Annotated in this window: 20 protein-coding genes, 1 pseudogene and 1 riboswitch; of the genes and pseudogenes, 12 read left to right on the top strand and 9 right to left on the bottom strand. The window is 43.8% G+C overall.

What is annotated here, in order from left to right:
- The first annotated feature begins 126 nt into the window (after positions 1 to 126).
- Positions 127 to 1,083, top strand: a complete 957-nt coding sequence (locus tag BN1067_RS05295; protein WP_053217857.1) for a DMT family transporter — start codon at positions 127 to 129, stop codon at positions 1,081 to 1,083.
- A gap of 36 nt (positions 1,084 to 1,119) precedes the next feature.
- On the opposite strand, the pseudogene BN1067_RS05290 reads toward BN1067_RS05295, so the two are convergent.
- Together BN1067_RS05290 and rlmN are read right to left on the bottom strand one after the other, a co-directional pair.
- A pseudogene (locus BN1067_RS05290) lies at positions 1,120 to 3,140 on the bottom strand (catalase).
- Positions 3,141 to 3,765: 625 nt separating this feature from the next.
- Positions 3,766 to 4,842 (bottom strand): 23S rRNA (adenine(2503)-C(2))-methyltransferase RlmN, encoded by a 1,077-nt coding sequence (gene rlmN, locus BN1067_RS05285; RefSeq protein WP_053217856.1) that lies wholly within the window; start codon positions 4,840 to 4,842, stop codon positions 3,766 to 3,768.
- A 285-nt stretch (positions 4,843 to 5,127) separates the two neighbouring features.
- On the opposite strand from rlmN, the gene BN1067_RS05280 reads away from it, so the two are divergent.
- The 5 genes from BN1067_RS05280 (at position 5,128) to BN1067_RS05265 (ending at position 9,490) form a co-directional block, all read left to right on the top strand.
- A complete protein-coding gene (locus BN1067_RS05280; RefSeq protein WP_053217855.1) occupies positions 5,128 to 6,363 on the top strand; it encodes a dicarboxylate/amino acid:cation symporter in 1,236 nt (411 codons plus the stop codon).
- Positions 6,364 to 6,512: 149 nt separating this feature from the next.
- Entirely contained in the window at positions 6,513 to 7,562 is a 1,050-nt protein-coding gene (locus BN1067_RS05275; RefSeq protein ID WP_053217854.1) for an NAD(P)H-dependent flavin oxidoreductase, read from the top strand.
- A gap of 60 nt (positions 7,563 to 7,622) precedes the next feature.
- Entirely contained in the window at positions 7,623 to 7,754 is a 132-nt protein-coding gene (locus BN1067_RS20385) for a hypothetical protein (protein WP_267893597.1), read from the top strand.
- A 124-nt stretch (positions 7,755 to 7,878) separates the two neighbouring features.
- Positions 7,879 to 8,193: a hypothetical protein gene (locus BN1067_RS05270; RefSeq protein WP_053217853.1), complete on the top strand. Its 315-nt coding sequence runs from the start codon at positions 7,879 to 7,881 to the stop codon at positions 8,191 to 8,193.
- Between the two features lie 134 nt (positions 8,194 to 8,327).
- A protein-coding gene (locus BN1067_RS05265; protein WP_110943291.1) for an IS3 family transposase occupies positions 8,328 to 9,490 on the top strand; the annotation gives its coding sequence in 2 pieces (ribosomal slippage) (positions 8,328 to 8,604 and positions 8,604 to 9,490; 1,164 coding nt in all).
- A gap of 68 nt (positions 9,491 to 9,558) precedes the next feature.
- Here the strand turns inward: BN1067_RS05265 and BN1067_RS05260 are convergent.
- The 6 genes from BN1067_RS05260 to BN1067_RS05230 form a co-directional block, all read right to left on the bottom strand.
- Entirely contained in the window at positions 9,559 to 9,765 is a 207-nt protein-coding gene (locus tag BN1067_RS05260) for an anti-repressor SinI family protein (protein ID WP_053217852.1), read from the bottom strand.
- A gap of 30 nt (positions 9,766 to 9,795) precedes the next feature.
- A riboswitch (cyclic di-GMP riboswitch) is annotated at positions 9,796 to 9,882 on the bottom strand.
- A 191-nt stretch (positions 9,883 to 10,073) separates the two neighbouring features.
- Complete coding sequence (locus BN1067_RS05255) at positions 10,074 to 11,624, bottom strand: alpha/beta hydrolase (RefSeq protein ID WP_053217851.1); 1,551 nt, start codon at positions 11,622 to 11,624, stop codon at positions 10,074 to 10,076.
- A 404-nt stretch (positions 11,625 to 12,028) separates the two neighbouring features.
- Positions 12,029 to 13,465 (bottom strand): carbon starvation CstA family protein, encoded by a 1,437-nt coding sequence (locus tag BN1067_RS05245; protein WP_053217849.1) that lies wholly within the window; start codon positions 13,463 to 13,465, stop codon positions 12,029 to 12,031.
- A gap of 241 nt (positions 13,466 to 13,706) precedes the next feature.
- Positions 13,707 to 14,261: a 6-phospho-3-hexuloisomerase gene (gene hxlB, locus BN1067_RS05240; RefSeq protein WP_053217848.1), complete on the bottom strand. Its 555-nt coding sequence runs from the start codon at positions 14,259 to 14,261 to the stop codon at positions 13,707 to 13,709.
- 9 nt (positions 14,262 to 14,270) lie between these two features.
- On the bottom strand, positions 14,271 to 14,903 hold the full coding sequence (gene hxlA, locus BN1067_RS05235) for a 3-hexulose-6-phosphate synthase (RefSeq protein ID WP_053217847.1): 633 nt from the start codon (positions 14,901 to 14,903) through the stop codon (positions 14,271 to 14,273).
- A 205-nt stretch (positions 14,904 to 15,108) separates the two neighbouring features.
- Positions 15,109 to 15,483 carry a winged helix-turn-helix transcriptional regulator gene (locus BN1067_RS05230; RefSeq protein WP_053217846.1) on the bottom strand — a complete coding sequence of 125 codons (375 nt, stop codon included), beginning with the start codon at positions 15,481 to 15,483 and terminating at the stop codon, positions 15,109 to 15,111.
- Between the two features lie 241 nt (positions 15,484 to 15,724).
- On the opposite strand from BN1067_RS05230, the gene BN1067_RS05225 reads away from it, so the two are divergent.
- The 6 genes from BN1067_RS05225 (at position 15,725) to BN1067_RS05200 (ending at position 21,662) form a co-directional block, all read left to right on the top strand.
- Complete coding sequence (locus BN1067_RS05225; RefSeq protein ID WP_053217845.1) at positions 15,725 to 16,414, top strand: response regulator transcription factor; 690 nt, start codon at positions 15,725 to 15,727, stop codon at positions 16,412 to 16,414.
- Positions 16,411 to 17,418, top strand: a complete 1,008-nt coding sequence (locus tag BN1067_RS05220; protein WP_053217844.1) for a sensor histidine kinase — start codon at positions 16,411 to 16,413, stop codon at positions 17,416 to 17,418. Before BN1067_RS05225 ends, BN1067_RS05220 begins: the two co-directional genes overlap by 4 nt.
- Positions 17,419 to 17,518: 100 nt before the next feature.
- Positions 17,519 to 18,280 (top strand): ABC transporter ATP-binding protein, encoded by a 762-nt coding sequence (locus BN1067_RS05215; protein ID WP_053217843.1) that lies wholly within the window; start codon positions 17,519 to 17,521, stop codon positions 18,278 to 18,280.
- A complete protein-coding gene (locus BN1067_RS05210; protein ID WP_053217842.1) occupies positions 18,270 to 20,216 on the top strand; it encodes an ABC transporter permease in 1,947 nt (648 codons plus the stop codon). Before BN1067_RS05215 ends, BN1067_RS05210 begins: the two co-directional genes overlap by 11 nt.
- Positions 20,217 to 20,729: 513 nt before the next feature.
- A complete protein-coding gene (locus tag BN1067_RS05205; protein ID WP_053217841.1) occupies positions 20,730 to 21,215 on the top strand; it encodes a staygreen family protein in 486 nt (161 codons plus the stop codon).
- Positions 21,216 to 21,506: 291 nt separating this feature from the next.
- The gene (locus BN1067_RS05200; RefSeq protein ID WP_199868471.1) at positions 21,507 to 21,662 is read left to right on the top strand and encodes a hypothetical protein; all 156 of its coding nucleotides are present in this window, start codon (positions 21,507 to 21,509) and stop codon (positions 21,660 to 21,662) included.
- 271 nt (positions 21,663 to 21,933) lie between these two features.
- On the opposite strand, the gene mqo is transcribed toward BN1067_RS05200, so the two are convergent.
- The gene (mqo, locus tag BN1067_RS05195; RefSeq protein WP_053217838.1) at positions 21,934 to 23,439 is read right to left on the bottom strand and encodes a malate dehydrogenase (quinone); all 1,506 of its coding nucleotides are present in this window, start codon (positions 23,437 to 23,439) and stop codon (positions 21,934 to 21,936) included.
- Between the last annotated feature and the right edge of the window lie 214 nt (positions 23,440 to 23,653).

Here is a 23,653-nt window from a genome sequence, read left to right as displayed (position 1 = left end):
CGTGCAAACGTCAGTGCGATGATTATTTTCATTCCCCTTCTATATAGGTGAAAAGAAAGTAACATGGATACCCGAAACTATAGTAAAATGGTTCGCATATCCAATGAAATACTGGAGGTTATGTACATGCGGGTGTTGATGATCGGACTTTTAGCTGCTTTATTTTTTTCTGTTACCTTTATCCTGAACCGGTCGATGGAGCTGGAAGGTGGTAGCTGGGTGTGGAGCGCTTCTTTGCGTTTTTTCTTTATGCTGCCCATACTGCTTGCCATCGTTGGTTTCCAAAGAAAAATCAAGCCAGTGCTGATACACTTAAAAAATCATCCCATTTCCTGGGTTGTTTGGAGCTCTGTCGGATTTGGCTTGTTTTATGCACCAATCGCCTTTGCCACCGTTTACGGTCCGGGCTGGCTCGTTGCCGCGACTTTTCAACTGACGATCATTGCAGGCTCCCTGCTCGTCCCATTCCTTAATAAAGAACAGGAATTAAAACAATCAATCCCTTTAAAAAGCGTGTTTATTTCCGCCATCATTTTAGGTGGCGTCATCCTCATGCAGATGGAGCATGCTTCATCTGTACCGCTGGCAAGTATTTGGTTATGTACGATCCCGTTAATTATTTCCGCCTTTAGTTATCCTTTAGGAAATCGGAAAATGATGCAAATCGTAGGAAGTGACCTCCATACCTTTCAACGCATTCTCGGCATGACCATCGCCAGTATGCCGTTTTGGCTGATTTTGTCCGTATATGGTGCGATCGCACATGGCGCTCCCTCTTCCAGCCAGCTTGGGCAGACATTTATTGTCGCTGTCTCTTCCGGCGTGATTGCAACCGGATTGTTCTTCTATGCTACCAACCTTGTTAAGCACGATACGCAAAAATTGGCTGGTGTCGAGGCTACCCAGTCAGGAGAAGTGGTTTTTGCCTTGATCGGGGAAATAATCTTCCTTCATGCCGCAATGCCGAGTCCGCTCTCCCTTTTGGGGGTATTTCTCGTCATTGGCGGGATGGTGCTGCACAGTTTGAACAGCGGCGCCCCACGAAAAGAAAAAACAGAAACAAAGCTGTCCAACATTAATTAACCTGGAGGGGAATTCCCCTCCAGGTCGCTGTCAGCCTTATAAAATCTCTCTGTCCCAATGGCGATGTTTTGCGGTCGCTTGGCGGAGCCGCTCGGCAAACCCGGTTGTACCACTCCCGGACTATCTTCCATTCCATTTGCTTCCAGAAGCTTTCTGCCTTCGTGGGTAGCTCCAATTGTTTTATAATGCGAGAATGCTTCCATAACGAAGTAGGCAGCCTGTTTATAAAAGGCTTTGTTCTCCTCGCCGCCCGCTGCGTACACCGCGTCGAACAATACGGAATCTGCTGTCAGGAAAGTGTGATCGACGTCTAATTCGGTACCATCATCACCGGTTACATTGCCCTGTTTATCGCTGATCACCTCTATTTGCAGCCCTTGTCCCTTCAGTTCATCGATAATCGGTTTTACTTCCTTGCCGTTGAAGTTTTGCCCGATAATCAAGGCTACTTTCCGTGTATCCGGCTTGAAATTCGTATTTTCCTGACTAAGCGCTGGAGAAGCTTTCGTCACTCCCGTATCTTTTCCTTGTGGTGGATTGGCCCCGATCGCTTCCGCAAATCCTGTCGCCAGCTCGACACTGACATTGCCAAACATATCGACGACTTGTTGTTTGACTGATTCACTTTCCACTTTTCCTAATTCAAAGCTGAATGCCTGGATCATATGTTGCTTTTCCGCTTTACTCATACTGTTCCAAAACAACGTCGCTTGGGAGAAGTGGTCTTTAAAGCTGTCGCTGCGCGCCCGGACTTTATATCCATCCACTTTTTCCTGATAATGCGTAAACCCGCCTTCTTCTTCGCTTGCCGGTTCCGGTGTGTTGGCGGCAAGTGAATTATTGTGATAACTGACTCGCCCTTTGTTGATCGTTTGCCGGCCATACCCGTCGCGTTGATTATTATGAAATGGACAAACCGGGCGATTGATCGGCAGCTCATGGAAGTTCGGCCCTCCAAGACGAATCAGCTGGGTATCGGTATAAGAGAATAACCGTCCCTGCAGCAATGGGTCATTGGTAAAATCAATACCAGGCACAACATGTCCCGGATGGAAAGCAACCTGTTCCGTCTCGGCAAAATAATTATCCGTATTACGGGTCAGCGTCATTTTTCCGATCAGCTTAACCGGAACGTCTTCCTCCGGCCAGATTTTAGTAGGATCCAGTATGTCAAAATCAAACCGGAATTCCTCTTCCTCCGGAATCATTTGGACACCGAGTTCATATTCCGGGTAATCACCATTTTCAATGGCTTCCCAAAGGTCGCGACGATGAAAATCCGGATCCTTTCCGTTGATTTTTTGCGCTTCGTCCCAAACCATCGAATGAGTACCAAGTACTGGCTTCCAATGGAATTTGACAAAATGGGCTTTTCCTTCTGCGTTGACGAACCGGAAAGTATGGACGCCAAACCCTTCCATCATCCGGTAACTACGCGGAATGGCCCTGTCAGACATAGCCCACATGATCATGTGCGCGGACTCCTGGTTATTGGCGACGAAATCCCAAAACGTATCATGAGCAGTGGCCGCTTGCGGTATTTCATTATGCGGTTCCGGCTTGACGGCGTGGATCAAGTCCGGAAATTTAATCGCATCCTGGATAAAAAATACCGGTATATTGTTTCCTACTAAATCATAGTTTCCTTCATCCGTGTAAAATTTGGTAGCAAATCCTCGTGCATCTCTGGCCAGGTCTCCTGAACCCCTGGACCCAGCAACCGTAGAAAACCGGACGAATACGGGTGTTTTCTTCGCAGGGTCTTGTAAAAAATCTGCTTTGGTAAATTCTTTCATTGACTCATATACTTGAAATTCACCATGAGCAGCAAATCCCCGTGCATGAACAATCCGCTCAGGAATCCGTTCATGGTCAAAGTGCGTCATCTTCTCCCGAAAATGAAAATCCTCCATCAGTGTCGGTCCGCGTTCACCGGCCTTAAGAGAAAATTCATCTTCTGATACTTTGAGACCTTGGTTGGTTGTCAGCTTCTTCCCTTTGTCATCCGTTTTGAACTGTTCCAGTTGTTCTTGCTTACGGTTTTTGTTGTCACTCATTCCCAAAACTCCTCCCTTTATGTAAAGATTGGACAGTTTTCTCTTCCCGGGTAAACCAGCAAACAAACAGATTATTTATAATTTTTATCATTTTTTAATCATTATAAATAGATAGTCGCACTAAATTAGTCTCATTAGCTGAAATTTTGATAAATTCCATTACACAGAAGGTTGGAAAAATATGTTATCCTATAGAAAAGTGAATTTGTAGGTGAGGGATAGATGAAATACTTATTCATCCTAGCAGCCATATGCAGTACCGTCTTTACTGTAATTGGCCAGGGCGCTATCGGGATTGTGGCGGGTTTATTTATGTTGCTTCTTGGCGCATTCTTTAGTAAACCCAGATTTAAAAGTTCATGGAGGGATTAATGGTTGAGAAGAAAAAATAAGGAAAATATGAGAAATCCGATGTGTTGAAACTATTAACATGGATTCCGGAAATTTTCATGCTCACCGGAAGGCTGGTGGTTTGGTTAGTAAGAGGGATAGGCAGATTGATCAGCCACATGTTTAACGCTGTTTAAGTCTCTTCGACGCTTTCCCACCAGACAAAGTGCTTTTATGCTGTTCAGAATAGGAAAAACCCGCCGGGGTCCGACGGGCTCTATCATTTCCATCCTATTTACACGGTTGCTTTCGCTTTGTCTTTCTTGATTTGTTTGCTTCGAAGTTGTCCGCAAGCGGCATCGATATCGGAGCCCTGTTCCACGCGAACACCACAGTTGATACCTTGGTCCATCAAGGTTTCATAGAAGTCCAGGATCGCTTGTTTGGTACTGCGTTGATACTGATTATGCTCATCAACCGGATTGTACGGAATCAAGTTCACATAGGACAAATGGCGTTTGTCCTTCAACAGTTTGGCAAGCTCCAACGCCTCTTCTTTATGGTCATTGACATCCCTTAACAGGATGTATTCAAAGGTGATCCTCCGGTTTGTTTTTTCAAGGTAATAATCGACAGCAGGCATCAGCTTTTCCAATGGGAATGCCTTGTTGATCTTCATGATTTTCGTGCGCAACTCGTTATTTGGCGCATGGAGAGAAACAGCCAAATTGATTTGAATGTTTTCATCCGCAAAGTCATAGATTCGGTGAGCGAGACCACTGGTGGAAACGGTAATATGTCTTGCGCCGATGGATAATCCCTTCTGGTCATTGACCACCCGGAAGAAGTCCATCATATTGTTATAGTTATCGAACGGTTCACCGATACCCATGACAACGATATGGCTTACTCGTTCGTCCTTCCCCGCACCATCCAAGTGGTGCTGGACATTCATGATCTGTTCGACAATTTCTCCGCTGGAAAGGTCGCGGTTCTTCCGCAACAAGCCGCTGGCACAGAACGTACAGCCGATATTGCACCCTACCTGTGTAGTGACACAGACAGAAAGTCCATAATTGAACCGCATCAATACCGTTTCAATTAAGTTGCCATCCTGGAGCTCGAACAAGAACTTGATCGTCCCGTCCTTGGACTCCTGCTTGACTGCCTGTTTCAACGTTTGCAAGACGAAATGATCCTCCAGCAATTCAATGCAATCCTGATTCAAATTTTTCATATCTTTAAAAGCAGTAACCCGCTTTTTATATAGCCAATCCCAAACCTGCTTGGCACGAAATTTCTGCTGGCCATGCTCGGTAAGCCAAGACGTCAGTTGATCAAAAGTTAATCCATAAATGGATTGTTTGTTCATTTATTACCCTCATTTCAATAGCTTTCAATAATTTTCCCTATCACCATACTACTCAATGTAGCGCCATGTAGCAAGCGGGGTTTATATAAATGCGAAAGGGAAAAGCTTCCGGTACCACATCTTGCACCGATTTTGCTACGATATTTTACTCATTCCTTGGCTTGTTCCCATCTCCATTCCTTATAGGAACAAGGCTTTTGACTCCCTCCTGTATGTCCTGTATGGTATGAACATGAATTCCTAGTAATCTAATGTGAATAATAATAGAAACAAAGGAGTCGTTTGATGAAAAAAATATGGAAAAGCTATCTTCATACGTCTTTGATTATTAAAATAACTGCCGCCCTTATCCTTGGCTCGATTGTGGGAATCGTTTTTGGAAGCCAGGCTGAAACATTGGCTCCCTTGGGCGACCTGTTAATCCGCCTGCTTAAATTCCTGATCATTCCGCTTGTTTTGTTTACCTTAATTGTGGGCGTAAATCAAACCAAACCAGGCAACCTCGGAAGAATGGGCGGAAAAGTGTTTCTTTATTACGTGGTGTCCTCTGCCTTTGCAATCGTCATCGGTATCACTGTCGCAAGCATATTCCAGCCAGGAACCGGTATGACACTAGGAAACAGCGAAGCAGTTGAGGTGCCGGATAATCCTGGCGCCGCAAGTGTTTTGTTGAACATCGTTCCGGAAAACATCGTGACGGCGTTCACGGAACTCAATTTACTCGGTATTATCTTTACTGCCTTTGCTTTTGGAATAGCCATTTCTTCTCTCCGTTCTTCAACAAATTATGGGGAATTGGGCGAAAGCGTCTATCAGGTGATAAGCGGATTGAATGAAGCGACGCTTGCCATTATGAACGTTATACTGCAATACGTGCCAATCGGTATCTTTGCAATCGTCGCAAACACGGTCGGCAGTCAGGGGTTGAACACGCTCCTGGAACTAGGCAATGTAGTAGCCGTGCTTTATACCGCTTTGCTTGTCCACCTCGGCATTTATGTCGTTTTCCTGCTCGCGGCCAAAGTTTCGCCAGGCAGCTTTTTTTCACAAGCGCGTACGCCGATGCTTACGGCATTTGTCACGCAAAGCAGTTCAGGGACCTTGCCGTTAACCTTACATGCAGCCAAAAATTTGGGATTGTCCCGCAGCCTTTATGGTTTCAGTCTTCCCCTCGGGGCGACCATTAACATGGATGGTGCTGCCATCCGTATTGCCGTATCCGCCGTGTTTGCTGCAAATATAGCCGGTGACCCGCTAAGCATAACGGATATGGTTCAGGTTGTATTGATTGGAACGCTAGCTTCAATCGGTACAGCAGGCGTCCCTGGGGCCGGGATTATCATGATTGCCACTGTTTTTGCCCAACTGAATCTGCCTTTGGAAGCAGTCGGATTACTGACAGCTATCGATGCACTGGTCGGCATGGGCTGTACAGCTCTGAACGTGACAGGTGATTTGGTCGGCACGTCGGTCATTGATAAAACCGACGAAAAAAAAGCGAAAACCACAATCGATGGATAAATAAGTTTTCAGAACTTGCCTGTTCTCTCCTTAGAAGCGAATTTGAACTTAGAAAAGGAAATCATCTAAACCTCTCTCTGAAGAAAAGGGATTTCTCGTTAGACAGAGAAATTAATAGATGACCAGTTCTGAAAACAGGAGGTTTTCTTATGACCTTGGCTACTTTTTATACGTATCCAATCATCCAGGCGCCCATGGCGGGTGGCACGGCAAACCCCAAACTTAGTGCTGCCGTGTCAAATGCAGGTGGACTCGGCTTCCTTGTGGCCGGATACAAAACGGCTGAAGAAATGCGGGAAGAAATCAAGCAAACGCGAAAACTGACAAGCAGTCCTTTTGGGGTTAATCTTTTTGTTCCGAGCGATGATACGATAGAACCAGCAATACTCGGTGATTATGCAGGAAGACTGGAAAACACAGCAAAGCGTTTAGCTGTTTCCCCAGGAGAAGCCAGGAACGATGACGATGACTGGGACAACAAGCTTGAAGTAATAATCGACGAGCACATCCCAGTTGTCAGTTTCACCTTCGGCTGCCCGGATTCCAATGTGCTGGACAGATTGAAGAAAAACGGTAGTTACATCATTATCACCGTTACCTCGCCTCAGGAGGCAGTAAAGGCGGCACAGGCAGGCGCGAATGCCCTCTGTCTGCAAGGGATAGAAGCCGGCGGCCACCGCAGCACGTTTCAAAACAACGATGATGCTGAAGACTTTTCCCTTCTCCCTTTACTCCGTCTCGTCCGGCAGCAGGTAAATCTCCCCTTGATTGCCGCAGGAGGCATCATGCATGGTCAAGATATTGCTGCATTGCTGACAGCTGGGGCAGAAGCCATCCAATTGGGAACAGCATTTCTACGCTGCCCGGAAAGTGGCGCAAAACAACTTCACAAGCAGGCACTTAAAGATAACCGCTTCTCTTCCACCACCGTGACAAGAGCCTTTACCGGAAGACGTGCCAGGGGGATTACTAATGATTTTATCTTGCAATACGGCGATTCGGCCCCGACAGCTTATCCGTTTGTCCATTACATGACGAAGCCGATACGAAAAGCAGCTGCGGAAGCTGGCGACATGGAAGCGATGGCTTTGTGGGCTGGCCAAGGGTACCGGCTTGCACAGGACTTACCCGCAGCAGAAATCGTCAGCCAACTGGTAGAGCAAGCGCAACAAGCACTTCAGGGACGAAAAAGGCTGTAAACCCTTGCCTATAGCCTTAGCATATTAGAGATAGAAGGTATCCGGGAGTGATCATATCGAATGGAAGAGCAAATGGAGCGAAAATCTGGAAGAGATTTTGGATGCTCTGTTTGTTCGGGAAAACCGCTCATCACCAAAGTATTTGGAGCTTTTCTTATATGCTCTATTTTCCTTGAAAGAAATCAAAAATAATGATTAACATCATAGGTAAAATGTAGTATTATTAGAAAAATAGAGTAAAAATTGTCGAATTTATAGTTCTTTTTTCTTATTATCATTCTTACTCTATTTTAACTATTGGAGAGGATGAGGTGAAATGAAAGTAACACTTCGAAATGAAGCAGGTTTAACAAAAGAAGTCAAATTAGGCTTTAGCTGGACAACTTTCTTTTTCGGTTTTTTCCCGGCATTATTCCGCGGAGATTTAAAATGGGCGGCTATTATGTTCATTATTGAAGCTATTCTCGGTTCGTTTACCCTGGGAATAGGAGCTTGGATAAGCGGGGTAGTATTTTCATTTGTTTATAACAAAATCTACATAAAAGAGCTTATCGAAAAAGGATACAAACCTGCCGATGATGCAGCAAAAACGCAATTAGAGCAAAAAAATATTCTTTCCCAGACAGCCTGATTGCATCCGTTTTGCTTCACGCAATAACAAAAAACGCTTGGATATGCTCTAGAGTGACCCAATAATATGAGACAGGAAAAAACACCCCCAGAGTCGTATAAAAGTATTTATCGACATTTGGAGGTGTTTTTGTTATGGGAAAGAAGATGGTTTATCCTGAAGAAATCAAGAGAGAAGTTATACGCTTAAAGCTTTCTGGAGAACTCACGAACAAGGAGATTATGGAGAAGTTTGGCATTAAAAATGAGACACAGATCAAAACCTGGACGAAATGGTTTAGGAATGGAGAGGAGCACAGGTTGGCTCAACCAATTGGAAAACAATATGCTTTTGGAAAAGGGCCTGATGATGATAGTGAAATAAATCAGTTAAGGAAAAAAGTGAAGTATTATGAAATGCGAGATGAATTGTCGGGAAAGTACCAAGAAATCGAAAGGAAGTGGTTCCAGAAGTATTCGTTGAAGTCGTAGAAGCTTATAAAGAGAAATACACGATCACTACTATTTGTGAATGCTTCAAGATTCCAAGGTCAACTTATTATCGTTGGAAGGAGAGGATATCAGCTGAGTTGCCCCTTCTCCATCAATTAGTTATAGGTATTTGTCAAAGTCTTTCATTTAGGGTGGGACATCGAAACGTAAGGGGTATTCTCAAAAATGATTACAAAATGATGGTGAACCGAAAGACAGTACAAAAAATCATGCAAAAGTATAACCTTCAATGCCAAGTGAAAGTGAAAAGAAAGGTTTACATTGCTGGTGAAAGCAAGTTTGTGGTACCAAACCTTCTCAAACAGGATTTTAAGACGGACCGACCTAATCAAAAATGGGTTACAGATATCACTTACTTGCCTTATGGAGAAAAAATGCTTTATTTATCAACCATAATGGACTTGTATAATAACGAAATCATGGCCTATAAAGTTAGTGACACCCAAGATGTTAAGCTTGTGTTAGATACATTAGAAGCTGCTTGTAAAGGAAGAGAAACTCATGAAGTTATTCTGCATAGTGACCAGGGTGCTCAGTACACCTCTTATGCTTTTCAGGAACTGGCTAAAGAAAAAGGCATTACCACAAGCATGTCCCGAAAAGGAAATTGCTTTGATAATGCCGTAATCGAATCCTTCCATTCCTCGCTAAAGTCGGAAGAATTCAACACTCAAAATAGAGTGCTCCTTACAAACTCTATTGTACTAGAAAAAGTAGAATCTTACATGTATTATTACAACTACATACGACCGTTTTCAAAATTAAACTGCCACAGTCCTGTAGAATTCAGGACTATAGCAGCATAGGTGTTTTTTCTTGTCCCGTTTTGCTGGGTCAGTTCAGCTCATATCCAAGCGTTTTTTATGTACCGTGCCTATAACCGGATCTTTACATTCTTCGATTCAGAAATGTTTCTCCAATCGCTTATCAGGATTGCCCGCTTCAGGTGTTTCCCATCATGCTGCTTTTCATAAAAACCGCTCTGTAAAAATTCCTGCAATTCTTTTAATCCAATGCCTAATTCCTTAGCCTCCACCATCAAGTCTACCCATTCCTGATCAAGCTTTTCATAACCCTCCACGATAACTCCCTCCTAAAATACAAGCGTATTTCAGGCGGCCCAGCCGTCTTTATTGTTTCCAATAGAAGACCTGTGGCTTTGCGTCCCTATCTTTCAATAGGTTTGCCCTTATCTGAGTTCATCGGGCAAGCAGCATGAATGAGCATCCATACCCCGATTTTCATACTATGATTATACTTGATGCTCCATTACACCTTCATTACATAGGCTGCGAAAATGGAGAAATGCCCGCCCAAAACTGCTGTTATTCCAATTAATGAACGGTTTTCAAAAAAAGGCTGCCATTCCTGGGCAGTGCTAACAAATCCTTATGGGTACTCATTTTTAAACGAATGACGCTGTGCTTGACGAAGCCTGTCTTTTAACTCTTCATCTTCTTCATAATACGCACAGGACATTTTTAAATAGTAAGCAGCTGCTTTTACATCCTTTTTTTGCTCAAACCAGTCAGCCAAATACAGCGACATATCGGCCCACTGCTTCTCGATCCAGCTCCTCATATCAAGAAACCAATCCTCATATAAACCCGGCATGATATTGTGGGTTCGATCGGAAAGCAACTTTTTGAATGCTTCCACTTTTTCTTCATCCCTTTGCAAGGCAGTCGACATTCGGATTTTATCAATAAGGCTCTGTAAGTCGGAATTCACGTTTGCCTGTAAAAATACATGCTCCCTGTCCGTTATCAAAATGGGACCGTCATGGGCAAATTCACTCTTTTCCAGGAGCTGCTTTAAATGATGCAGCGCCACGCGAAGTCGGTTTCTAGCGTTGTCCAATCCTGCTTCTGGCCAAAATATATCACAGAGTTCTTCTCTAGTGGCCGACTGCTGAATACTTAAGTAAACAAGAAGCTGCTTTGCTTTACGCTTTCCCCAGCCTTCAAATATCCGGTTTCCGTTCAAATAGGCAGAAAAGCCATGTATCGTATTGACGAGGAGGCGATTTGCCTGATTGGAGGGTTCGTTTGAATCTTGCATCAAACCCCTTATCTCGGAATACATTTCCGAAGTCAGGAGCTTTTGATAATCATAATCCAGCAAACTGACACAAGCAGGGGATTGGTGATGTCTTTTGATAAAACCATTAACCCAGTCGGTAACTAATTTCGGCTGATCCATTTGAATCATGAATGCAGCCTCCGGCACGGTATAACACCTTGCATTCGGATGAAAGTTCAGAATTGCGTTGGACAATTGAGGAGGGAATATAATGTCCTCTGAACCCGATAAAATCAAGATGGGAACCTTTGCCTTGCGAAGACTTTTCACGCCTTCCTTTCCAAATTCGGTATGAAACAATTCAAAATATACTTGTGGGGACACCTTTTTATAAGCGTTCAACAGGGTGGCAGCCTTGGTCTCCGTTGGCTTATAGCAAATTTTATCAACAATCCTCTTGCCCATGGCTAACATGGAATCATGCCCTTCGACCAACTGTCGCCTTTGAGCGGTGACCCTTTCCCCCATCTGTTTTGGATAATGGAGAGGGACGCTGAACAAGATCAATGTCTTTAACCGGGCAGGCCGCTGTCCTGCTATGTTAACTCCGATCAATCCTCCAAAACCCTGTCCGATCAAATGATAGGTCTCTATTGAAAGTTTCTTTATCAGGAAAATAAGATCTTCCGTCAGCAAATCGATGGTTCTTTTCTCGCTTCCTGCATCACTACTACCATGCCCCCGGAGGTCGTAGCGTAAAATATGATAATGCTGGCGGAAATAAGGAAGGACGAAATCCCATGAATACATGTCCAATCCGATTCCATGAATGAGAACCAGCGTTTCGTTGGCATAGGGGTCTTCCGATTCAAAGTGCTGGTAATGAATGGTTAAACCGTCGCGCTTCAACCGGGTCAATCGACCACCTCCTGTGTGCCTACCATGTATATTTCACTATTGCTTCCTACTACTACGATTCGCCAAAAGTTGAATAAATCCTTTGTAGCATTTCTTAAAGCAAAAGGCATCCTTCAGCACTACGGTAGCACTTGCCATCTATAAAAGTTGTATCCCTTCTTCTTCAGCCGTTGTTTAAAAACAACTGTTCCCACATCTCCGATTCCATGTCCTTCAAAGGGATAGACGGTTTATGGTATGCCGAAAAATAAAACCTTAGAACCACGCTAACAAGCTGATGACGATTTGGGAAAAGTCTTAACAAAAATATCAAGAATCCGTTTGGCAACGGCCTAATTTCATGAACGGAAACCAATGCAGCTAAAAAAGCGCCTTCCAGTTCCGTTTCTGGAAGACGCTCTTGATCAGGCAAGATGGTATTGGGCGCTTTTCTGCTTGAGACTGCGATATTTGATGATTTGGCCGGCATACCAAAGGATGACTACAAAGGTAAGCGAAGCACCGATAATAGCGGATAGCTGATAATCAAGGTTCAAGCCTTCCGGTGCATAGAATATATACATACAGACAACCCCTGTCATAAACACGGCCGGAATGCCACAAATCCAATGCAGCTTGAAATTTTTCAGCAAATACATCGCACCCGTCCAGAGCATTACCGTGGCTACGACTTGATTGGTCCAGCCTACATATCTCCATAAGAAGGTGTAATCGATCGTCGCCATGAAAAAGGCCGGGATAGATATCGGAATCGCTACGAGTAATATTTTCCACTTCTTGTCCATCCGATAGAACTTGGACAATATGTCCGTGGCAATCATTCTCGATGAACGAAGTGCCGTGTCTCCAGTTGTAATCGGCAAAATAATCACACCTAATATAGCCAGAATCCCACCGACGGTACCCAACAAGGAGGTGGAGATTTCATTTACCACACCAGACGGGCCACCTGCGGCCAGTGCTTCCGAAAGACCGGGAGTACCGTTAAAGAATGTCATTCCAGCAGCCGCCCATATCAAAGCAATGACCCCTTCGATAATCATGGCCCCATAAAAGATTTTACGTCCATCTGATTCCTTTTTGGTGGTGCAGGCAATGATCGGGCTTTGCGTGCAATGAAACCCGGAAATGGCACCACAGGAAATCGTGACCATGAGCAACGGCCATATTGGCAGGTCCCCTGGATGGAGATTGGCCATGGTAAGGTTCGGCATCGGTTTTCCCGATAACAGGGTGGCAATGCCCACTGCCGCAGCCATTATTAACAAGATTGCTCCCAACAAAGGATAAATCCGACCGATAATCCGGTTAACCGGCAGGATTGTAGCTAAAAAGAAATAACCGAAAATGATTGCCAATGCCACGATAAAGCTAAGCGGCGTAATTTGAGAAATGAGCTGTGCAGGCCCTGCAGTGAAAGCAGCAGCCACAAGCAGCATCAACACTAGCGAAAGTCCGTTGATAAATACTTTTGCAGGCTTACCTAAATAACGTCCTACCAACGAAGGAAATTGGGCACCCCCGTGTCTGAGCGACATCATTCCGGAAAAATAATCATGAACGGCCCCGGCAAAGATACTACCCACGACTATCCATATAAACGCCACCGGGCCGTACAGTGCTCCAGCCACTGCACCATAAATCGGTCCCAGTCCGGCAATATTTAAAAGCTGAATCAAGTTCCCCTTCCACCAACTCATCGGAACGTAATCTAAATTGTCCCGTTTCGTATAAGCTGGGGTGGTTGTCCGATCATCGATACCGAAAACACGTTCCACAAACTTTCCATAAAACATATAGCCAAGAATAAGCAAGATTAGTGCTGCGAAAAACGTAACCATGTTCCATCCTCCTGTTGAAATTCTAGTAGAGTATGAACAATCTTAACATTTTTACAGAGAAAGTAAATACAATATTCAGAAAAAAATTATTATTTTGTATACTAAAGGGCTTACATTTTAGCGCAGACTCCTAAGGCGGGTGCTGATGCGTTTACTTGTAATAGAAAAGGCCATCTCCAGTAAATAGAGAGATAAAAGAACAAGGCGCCAAAAGTATGTCTCTGGCACCTTGCATCTTTTTCTATTCCAAATTGGCATGCCTTCCGTACATTTTACTGGATTGCATGTCTTTTCTCTCCATGATTCGTAAAATAACAGAATCAAACAATACAAGCAGTGATTGCTCAAATAACGATCCCATCGGTTGAATCGATTTGCCGCTAGAACTGTCGGCCTTTGCTTGTGCCGGGATTTCGATCGTAATATCAGCAATTTTTCCAATGGTCGATTCAGGGTTTGTCGTTACCGCTGCAACGGTCGCGCCAATGTCCTTTGCTTTCTCTGTCATCGCTGCCAGACTCTTCGTCTCGCCTGAGCCGGAGCCGACAATGAATAGATCCTCCGGAAGTAAATTTGGCGTTACCGTTTCACCGACTACGTATGGATCAAGACCAAGATGCATCATCCGCATCACAAAGGATTTACCCATGAATCCTGACCGGCCGCCGCCTGCTACCAATACCTTATCAGCGTTCAAAATGGCATTAACCAAATGCTCTACCTGTTCATCGTTCACAGACTGCAATGTAGTTTTGAGTTCATCGAGAATTATTTCTGTATAAGCCGCCGTGCGCATCTTACGCGTTCACGCCTTTTCCATCATTAGTTTGATTTTTTCAGCTTCCGCTTTTTTATCAACTTTGCTTGTAATACCACCGCCGACAATGATCAGGTCAGGCTGTGCTTCAATCACTTCTGGCAGTGTTTCCAACTTAATACCGCCGGCAATAGCCGTCTTGGCATTCTTGACCACTTGCTTAATGGTCCGAAGATCTTCGAATGAATCCTTTCCTTCTGCTTGCAGGTCATATCCTGTATGCACACAAATATAGTCAGCACCAAGTGTATCTAGTTCCTCGGCGCGTGTTTTAATGTCCTTTACGGCGATCATGTCGACAAGAATTTCTTTCCCTTGTTTTCTTGCCGCTTCCACCGCTCCTTTAATGGAACTGTCTTCTGCTGCACCTAATATCGTCACGATATCCGCACCAGCTTTGGAAGCTTGTTCCACTTCATAAGCAGCAGCATCCATGATTTTGACATCTGCAAGCACTGTCAAATTAGGAAATGCTTCTTTTACTTCACGAACTGCGCGATGTCCTTCACTATTAATAATCGGAGTACCGATTTCCACGATATCGATATGCTCTTCTACCTCTTTGATCAATTCAATGGCTTGCGGAATATTTACTAAGTCTAAAGCTAATTGTAATTTCATCTACCCTGGCTCCTTTGCATGTAATGATGTATTCTCCTTCAGTTTAAAGGATTTCCACGCATCTCATAAGTACGCACTTTTCCCTCATATAGTGATAAAAACTATACTGTATCACCCCTCTTATCTTCTGCTGCAACATTTGTTTTTACTCTTGCCAAACAAAAAAGTGGCGAAACTAATGACGTTTCACCACTTTGGTCTGCTGTTATTTGGCTGCCTCTTTGATATGAATCGAGCCAGGAACTTCCTTATCAAGGTATGACTTGTATCTTTTTCCCCAGTCATACATTCTTTCCAATACAGGCATTAGGGACTCGCCTTGCGCGGTCAATGAGTACTCTACTTTCGGAGGTACTTCCGGATATACCTCTCTATGTACAATGAAATCCGACTCCAGTTCACGCAGCTGCGTGATCAGCATTCTTTGCGTGATTCCCGGGATAAGCCTTTTTAACTCGTTAAATCGCTTCGTTCCTTCATTGCCAAGGTGCCACAATATAATCATTTTCCACTTTCCACCAATCACGGAAAGTGTCAGCTCTTTCTCACAGTTGAACTCTCTATCGCAAACATGTCCCATGATAAGTCCCTACCTCCTATATAAAACACAACAGTATACTTTTTTACATTACTCTCTTAATGAATCTATACGCCATATTGCGTTACCATAGTATACAAGCTGCTGTCAGGCTTGTAAAAAGACTCGCTTTCATCCTTCCAAAAATGCAGCAATACTCCTAGATGAAATTGATTTTCCAGAGAGAATCGAGAAGAAAGCATGCTATACTTTTCGTAGAGTATAAAAAAGTGTGGTGATTAGGTTGTTCAAAATTCTGCTGATCGAAGATGACAAATCTTTATTTCAGGAAATCAAAGACCGTCTGCATCAATGGTCTTATGACGTTTATGGTATCGAAGACTTTCAACGGGTGATGGAAGTATTTACAGAGGTGCAGCCTGAATTAGTTATTATCGATATACAGCTGCCCAAGTTTGACGGGTTTCACTGGTGCCGGATGATCCGTGAGCATTCCAACGTGCCAATCATTTTCTTGTCTTCCCGTGACCATCCGACAGACATGGTGATGTCGATGAATCTTGGGGCTGATGACTTTGTTCAGAAGCCATTCCATTTCGATGTACTGATTGCCAAAATCCAGGCCATTTTACGCCGGGTGTATAACTATAGCAATGATATAAATGAACTAAAGACCTGGGCAGGGGCAACAATCGACCTGGAGCGAAACCGGGTAAGTAATGATTCCGGAATGGTAGAACTGACCAAGAATGAGATGTTTATATTAAAACTGCTAATCGAGCGGAAAAACAAAATAGTCAGCCGCGAGGAATTGATCAACCGCTTGTGGGATGATCAGCGTTTCGTCAGTGACAATACGTTAACCGTAAATGTGAACAGATTACGGAAGCGGCTCGGCGAGCTGGGAATGGGCGACTTGATTGAAACAAAATTCGGCCAAGGCTATGTGGCAAAAGAGCAGGCCTCCTTATGATTGGAAGCTTCTTAAGAGAACGTGCAAGCTGGATTATCCTGTTCTTGTTTGTACAGCTGCTTGCCTTGATTATCGGTTACCTTGATACAACGATCCGATTTTCTTCTATCGTCTATTTTGTGTTTCTCTCCCTAGTTATCTTTCTCGTTTTTTTAATCGTCCGTTATCATCAAGAATCGCGGTTTTTCCAAGAGCTTAAGCAACGGGATTATAATCTCGATGTAACAAGCCTTCCAGAACCATCTACTCCATTTGAAAGGCTTGTCGTCGACAGCATTATCGAACCGATCGAACAATTGAAAAAAGACGCTTCAACTAATCAACAATTGCTGGAACAGGAAAAAGATGATTTGCTTTCGTGGATTCACGAGGTAAAAACCCCGATGACGACCATGCATTTAATCATTGACCGGATAGAGGACCAGCAGTTAAAACAACAACTGAAAAACGAGTGGCTTCGCATTCACTTACTGCTTGATCAACAGCTTCACCATAAACGGATTCCTTTCATTGAAAACGACCTCTATATGGAAGAGATTGTGCTAGAGCCACTTCTGTTTAGCGAAATAAACGCCCTGCGCTCCTGGTGCATGCAAAAGCGGATTGGAATGGACGTCGACCTGACAGTTACCACAGTCTTGAGCGACGCAAAATGGCTTTCCTTTATCATCCGTCAGTTGTTGACAAATGCCATTAAATATAGCGACGTTTCCTCTGAAATCATCGTCAAAAGCAGGGAAGAAAACGGCCAGTCACAATTGCAAATCTTCGACAACGGCAGAGGGATTGAAGCAAAAGATCTTCCTCGCATTTTTGACAAAGGCTTCACTTCCACGACACAGCACCAGGACAATGCCGCGACCGGGATGGGGTTATACTTGTCAAAGCTGGCTGCAGACATGTTGAAAATCGATATCCTTGTCGACTCTGAACCTGGGGGCGGCTCTGTCTTCACCTTAGCTTTCCCGGACCCGGATGAATTCGTAAAAATCCGAGGCATGTGACAAAAGTGTCACATGTCTTTGTTATTTTGTTCGCAGATTGAAAGGACTAAGAAAACCAGAAATTATAAAATAAAGCTAACAACGCATTGGAGGGGTAACATTGAATGTATTGGAAGCTACGAAAATCTATAAAAGCTATGGCAATAAATTTACTAAACAAGAAGTATTGACCGGTATAGATATAGCCATCGAAACCGGTGAGTTCGTCACGATAATGGGGGCATCCGGTTCCGGAAAAACAACCCTGCTCAACGTCCTCTCGTCGATCGACCGGGTCAGCCACGGCACGATTAAAATAAACGGGGAAGAAATTACCGGACGAAAAGACAAACAGCTGGCAGAATTCAGGAAACATCACTTGGGCTTTATTTTTCAGGAATACAATTTACTCGATACATTGACGGTCAAAGAAAATATCCTTTTACCACTATCCATCTCAAACGTGTCCAAACAGGAGGCAAAGAAACGCTTCAAAGCGGTAGCTGATGAATTAGGGATAGCGGATATACAGGACAAATATCCGAATGAAATATCCGGTGGTCAGAAACAGCGAACATCCGCTGCGCGGGCGTTCATTCATGAACCTAGTATCATTTTTGCCGATGAGCCGACAGGAGCGCTCGATTCTAAATCAGCCTCCGACTTACTGTCCAAAATGAGCGACTTGAATGAAAAACGAAAAGCAACGATCGTGATGGTATCGCATGATCCAGTGGCAGCAAGCTACAGCAGCCGGGTCATTTTCATCAAAGATGGCAGTATCTATACACAGTTGAACAAAGGAGATCAGACAAGGCAAACCTTCTTAAAGGATATCATGAAAACCCAAGGGGTACTTGGCGGGGTCCAATATGAGCGTTAATCAATTGATCTTCCGTAACCTGAAAAAGAATCTAAAAAACTACTACTTGTATGTATTTGCTTTGATTTTTAGTGTGGCTCTCTATTTTGCCTTTGTCACCCTGCAGTATGATCCGGCAATGACTGAGATGAAGTCGGGAATAAAGGGCGGGGCAGCGGTCCGTGCCGCTTCGTTCTTACTAATAGCCATTGTTTCGGTCTTTGTTTTATATGCAAACAATCTATTTATCAAAAGGCGCAGCAAGGAAATCGGGCTGTTTCAACTGATCGGAATGACGAAGCACCGGATTTTCCGGATTCTTAGTGTAGAAAATCTAATGATCTATTTCGGTTCTCTGCTAGTCGGCATCGCATTCGGATTCTCGGTTTCCAAGTTGATGACGATGGCTATGTTCAAAATAACCGGAATCGATTCTGTGGCGAATCTTTATTTTTCAACACAAGCTTTCAGTCAAACCCTGCTCGTGTTTAGTGCAATTTATCTGTTGATCATGCTCACGAATTATCTCTTCATCAGGAGGCAAAGCATTTTATCGTTATTCCGTGTCCAATCACGGACAGAAGAAAAAGTGAAGAAAATCTCTATCCTGGAAATGTTGATGGGAGTTTTAGGTCTCGGATTGATTTCAACAGGTTATTATGTTTCGTCAAAATTGTTTGATGGAGACTTCAATTCTATTACGCGTTTGTATATGGCTATGCTCTTTATCCTGGGTTCGGTTATCATCGGCACGTACTTCTTTTACAAAGGATCCGTCCGCTTTCTGGCGAATATCATCCGAAAAAGCAAAGGCGGCTATTTGAATATCAACGATGTCCTGTCCTTATCGTCGATCATGTTCCGAATGAAATCGAATGCCTTGCTGCTCACGATTATTACAACCGTGTCGGCATTGGCGATTGCTTTATTGTCCTTGACGTACATTTCCTATTATTCAGCCGAAAAAACAGCAGAAACCATGTCACCGGACGATTTTTCCTTTGTTAGTCAAGAGGATGCAGAGTTCTTCACCTCCAGGTTGGCGGAGCAAAACATAGCCTACAGCGAAAAAGCTATCGAGGTCCTGGTGGCTGAAGCAGACATCACCGATATAACGGACACCCATTTGGAAGAGTTCCATACAGGCGATGGGAAAATGTTGGTACCGGTTATAAACGATACAGAGGTCGAAGGAATTGACATGACGGAAAACGAGACGCTATTTACCGGTTATAATGACGCACTACAAAAAATGATCAATCTGGATGGAAAGGGCAATGTCACCATCCACGGAAAGAACGAGGAATTACTCCTGCGCTATGCCGGACTTTCCAAGGAAAAGATAATATCCAACTATTTTACTGTAGGCGGTTTGCCTACTGCCATCGTGGATCGCACAACATATAAGCAATTGGAGCAGGATGTTGATCCGGAGTTGCAACATGAAGCATCCACCTATATCGGCATCATGTTAAAAGAGAAAGAGAAGGCTAAGGAAGCAAATGACATTTTCCAAGCCATGAACATGAGCGATGAAAATGGAAACTACTCCCTTTATCAATCTACGCTTAATCAAAAACAGAGCATGGGATTGATCATGTTCATTGTCGGCTTCTTAGGATTGACCTTCCTGGTTACTTCCGGCTGCATCCTTTACTTTAAGCAAATGGGGGAAAGCGAAGAAGAAAAACCGAGCTATACGATTCTGCGAAAATTAGGCTTTACCCGGAAGGATTTAGCTAAAGGTATTCGCGGTAAACAGCTTTTCAATTTCGGCATCCCGTTAATTGTCGGCTTGTTGCATAGCTATTTCGCCGTACAATCCGGCTGGTTCTTCTTCGGTACGGAGCTTTGGACGCCGATGTTTATCGTGATGGGATTGTACACGTTACTCTATTCCATATTCGGCCTTCTTTCCTTCCTTTATTACAAAAAAATCATTAAAGAGTCCTTGTGAATACAAGCCCTGATTCCATTGGTATCAGGGCTGTTTCTTTAGGCTCTTTTCGCAGGCTTTGTTGCTATTCAAATTTTACACTTTTGATAAAAACTGCAAACTAATAAAAAATCTATTTTTATAAAGCTCTCACTCGGACTAATGAAGTGGAGTGTGCGTGCAGCGCTGCGGAAAACACTCCCTTTCCGGGGGCAGCACCTCAGCCTCCTCGTGAGCAAAGTGCACTCCCTGCGGGGTCTTCGGAAGCTGCTCTTCCCCCAGGAGTGTCGCATTTTCCGCCGCTTAAGAAAGAATTCTGAATAAGGGTGAAGAAGTACTAAAATCTAACATGTGGTATTCCTAACCAAATTCAGATAAACCCTACCAGCGAAGGAAGTACCCGGAGACTCCTCTTTCTTTAACATGTTTCACTCATTCGTTGTGATGCACTCCCGTTTAGTGATTCAACATCCTGAACAAAGGTTTCAATCCCCGCATAAGGTAAAGCAATAGAACCCAAGGATGTGAAAGATAGTGAGCCAATTAAACCCCGAAAAGCTCTCCGTAGAGTTCAGAAGTGGAGTGACCCCCACCTCTCCCTTCTATCCGCGCTTTTATACTCTTACACACTCGGATAGTACGGGTGAACTTTTTGTCACCATCGGAACGAATTTTGCCTGGGATAAAATCAACCAAATACGGGACGAGGTAATGGGAACGTGGGTGCAATGGAATGGTTCCGCTGCTTTCCACGCATTTGTTCAAGTCGACGGGCCGGACGGTCAGCTATCGGCGGCTGTTCGGGACGAGGTGTTCCGGAGGGAACTTCCCCTCGCTTTAGAGGCAATCCGGTATGCAGATCACACATTTTTTGCAATTCATCCCACCTTGGATTGTTCCGCTATTCTCATAGACTTTCTCTCAACGGACCCAAGCTTCCTAAGGAGAGAATATTGGGGTGTATTTGCGGACTATGCCCCGCGGTCCGGTTTTTTAGAGGATACACGGGAAACCTTGTAGCATACAAATATGACGACAATTATCCCGAGACTGAGCAACAAGCCAATCTTTTCGCTGGCATGTAAAAGCGCGCCTGCCAGCACACAATCCTGCTGCTTATTTATTTGAAGAAAATCGATAGTAAATAGCTGGCTGTCGAGCCAACTGAAAAAGATCAAGCTAGAGCCCAAACGAAATAATGACAACTGCATATAGTAGAGAGGTTTAAGGATGTGCAAAGCGTTTATAACGAAAATCGTGTGGCATCCCGAAAACTCCAAATTAATGAGTATAGACGAAAGGACGTTGTTTGTGAAAAAGAGATTTATTACTGGCTTAATTTGTAGTGGCATTCTATTTCTCGGTGCATATGTAAGTGCCGAAACAGGCTCAAAGCCTACTCCAATAGAAAAAGAGGAAGTGAACTTCGAGAATGCTACTTTGATTGATAGTCAAATTGATGAGTAAACGGGTGGTGAAAGTTGATGTATATTACAGAGGGGTGGTAGTAATACCAAAAATCACTGACCTTTACTTGCTTCTTTCCATGCTACGAAGCAAGCAAAATCCCCGGCTGAATTTGTTGTTATGTCCCTCCCATGTACTTCATGACAGCAATCTAAAAGACAATCTCAACTGCTCTTTGACCTGCGGGATTTTTACTTAAATATGTTATATAGTTTTTCCCATAAAAAAAGGAAGCAATAAACAGCCTAAGCCATTTATACTTCCTTTTTCATTATTTTATATAGGCATATGCCTGATCGTTTAAGTCCAATGCCTCATTCGTAGAAGCATGAATCTCACGAATCAACTCTGGTTTCGTTAACAGCGGTTCTCCATAGGAAGGGATCATCTCTTTGATTTTCGGTTCCCATTCTTTGAGATGCTCCGGGAAGCATCTTTCGATAACCTCTAGCATGACAGATACAGCTGTAGAGGCACCAGGTGATGCTCCAAGCAAAGCAGCAATCGAACCATCTTCCGCACTTACAACCTCCGTGCCAAATTGCAGTGTTCCTTTTCCGCCGCCTTCCGTATCCTTGATAACCTGCACGCGCTGACCAGCGGTGACCACATCCCAATCCTCGCTTTTTGCATTCGGAATAAACGCTCTCAATTCTTCCATTCGCTTCTCCTTCGACAAGATGACTTGTTCAATCAAGTATTTTGTCAAAGTAGCGTTCTTGACACCAGCAGCCACCATGGTGGCCAGGTTATCCTGTTTAACAGAAGTAACCAAATCAAGCATCGATCCGGTTTTCAAAAACTTTGGCGAGAAGCCGGCAAAAGGTCCAAATAACAGCGACTTTTTATTATCGATAAACCGGGTGTCAAGATGCGGTACAGACATCGGTGGAGCACCCACCTTTGCTTTGCCGTAAACCTTGGCGTGATGCTTTTCAATGACCTCCGGGTTGTTACATACCATGAATAATCCACTGACCGGGAAGCCCCCGATATGTTTGGATTCCGGTATACCCGTTTTTTGAAGTAAATGCAGGCTTCCGCCTCCACCGCCGATAAAAACAAAGTTTGCAGTATGGTATTCTATTTTTTCGTTCTCGATATCATGCACTTTAACTTCCCAAACGCCTTCGCTCGTTTGCTTAATATCTTCTACACGATGCTTATAATTTATCTCGAGCCCTTTGCTATCAAGATGGTGGAACATTTTACGGGTCAGCGTGCCAAAATTGACATCCGTTCCCGTGTCGATTTTCGTTGCTGCGACAGGTTCATCCGTAGACCGCTCCTCCATAACGAGCGGGATCCATTCCTTCAGTAACTCCGGATCTTCGGAAAACTCCATCCCTTCAAACAATGGATTTTCAACCATTGCTTTAAAACGCTTTCTTAAAAATTCCACGTTTTTCTGCCCTTGTACCAGACTCATATGGGGCAACGGCATGATGAACTCCTGTGGATTTTCAATGCGATTGTTGCTGACAAGGTAAGACCAAAATTGTTTAGAAACCTGAAATTGTTCATTAACTTTAATAGCTTTCGAAATATCAATTGTACCATCTGGTTTTTCATGTGTGTAGTTCAACTCACACAGCGCCGAGTGACCCGTTCCCGCATTATTCCATACGTTCGAGCTTTCCTCTCCTGCACTATCGAGCTTTTCAAAAACACGAATGTTCCAGTCCGGTGCCAACTCTTTCAGCAACGTTCCCAACGTTGCACTCATAATTCCTGCGCCTATTAAGATAACGTCTGCTTTCGTATATGATTTGCTCATTTTACCTTCAAACTCCCTAACGTTTTGCTAAAGATGTAGTCACTCCTGCGAAGGCGTTTACAATTGCATGAAAGGTACAACAAAGTTCCACATCTTTTCCAAATATTTTAATCCATTTCTAGTTTATCATTATTATCAAAAGATTTAAATATTTATTGATAATATAAGGGAGCCGATGGAGGAAAGTCAATGTGGTATAGGATACGCCCCGATA

The organism is Virgibacillus senegalensis, assembly GCF_000821245.2.
Taxonomy (GTDB): Bacteria; Bacillota; Bacilli; order Bacillales; family Amphibacillaceae; genus Sediminibacillus; species Sediminibacillus senegalensis.
Note: the sequence above shows the minus strand (reverse complement) of the source record. Positions and strands in the feature narration are given on the sequence as shown.

Coding starts and splice junctions, on each gene's coding strand:
- BN1067_RS05210 (WP_053217842.1), top strand. CDS start 18,270: ATGAGCGTTAATCAATTGATCTTCCGTAACCTGAAAAAGAATCTAAAA.
- BN1067_RS05230 (WP_053217846.1), bottom strand. CDS start 15,483: ATGGGACATGTTTGCGATAGAGAGTTCAACTGTGAGAAAGAGCTGACA.
- hxlA (WP_053217847.1), bottom strand. CDS start 14,903: ATGAAATTACAATTAGCTTTAGACTTAGTAAATATTCCGCAAGCCATT.
- BN1067_RS05270 (WP_053217853.1), top strand. CDS start 7,879: ATGAAAGTAACACTTCGAAATGAAGCAGGTTTAACAAAAGAAGTCAAA.
- mqo (WP_053217838.1), bottom strand. CDS start 23,439: ATGAGCAAATCATATACGAAAGCAGACGTTATCTTAATAGGCGCAGGA.
- BN1067_RS05245 (WP_053217849.1), bottom strand. CDS start 13,465: ATGGTTACGTTTTTCGCAGCACTAATCTTGCTTATTCTTGGCTATATG.
- BN1067_RS05295 (WP_053217857.1), top strand. CDS start 127: ATGCGGGTGTTGATGATCGGACTTTTAGCTGCTTTATTTTTTTCTGTT.
- BN1067_RS20385 (WP_267893597.1), top strand. CDS start 7,623: ATGGAAGAGCAAATGGAGCGAAAATCTGGAAGAGATTTTGGATGCTCT.
- BN1067_RS05275 (WP_053217854.1), top strand. CDS start 6,513: ATGACCTTGGCTACTTTTTATACGTATCCAATCATCCAGGCGCCCATG.
- BN1067_RS05280 (WP_053217855.1), top strand. CDS start 5,128: ATGAAAAAAATATGGAAAAGCTATCTTCATACGTCTTTGATTATTAAA.
- BN1067_RS05220 (WP_053217844.1), top strand. CDS start 16,411: ATGATTGGAAGCTTCTTAAGAGAACGTGCAAGCTGGATTATCCTGTTC.
- rlmN (WP_053217856.1), bottom strand. CDS start 4,842: ATGAACAAACAATCCATTTATGGATTAACTTTTGATCAACTGACGTCT.
- hxlB (WP_053217848.1), bottom strand. CDS start 14,261: ATGCGCACGGCGGCTTATACAGAAATAATTCTCGATGAACTCAAAACT.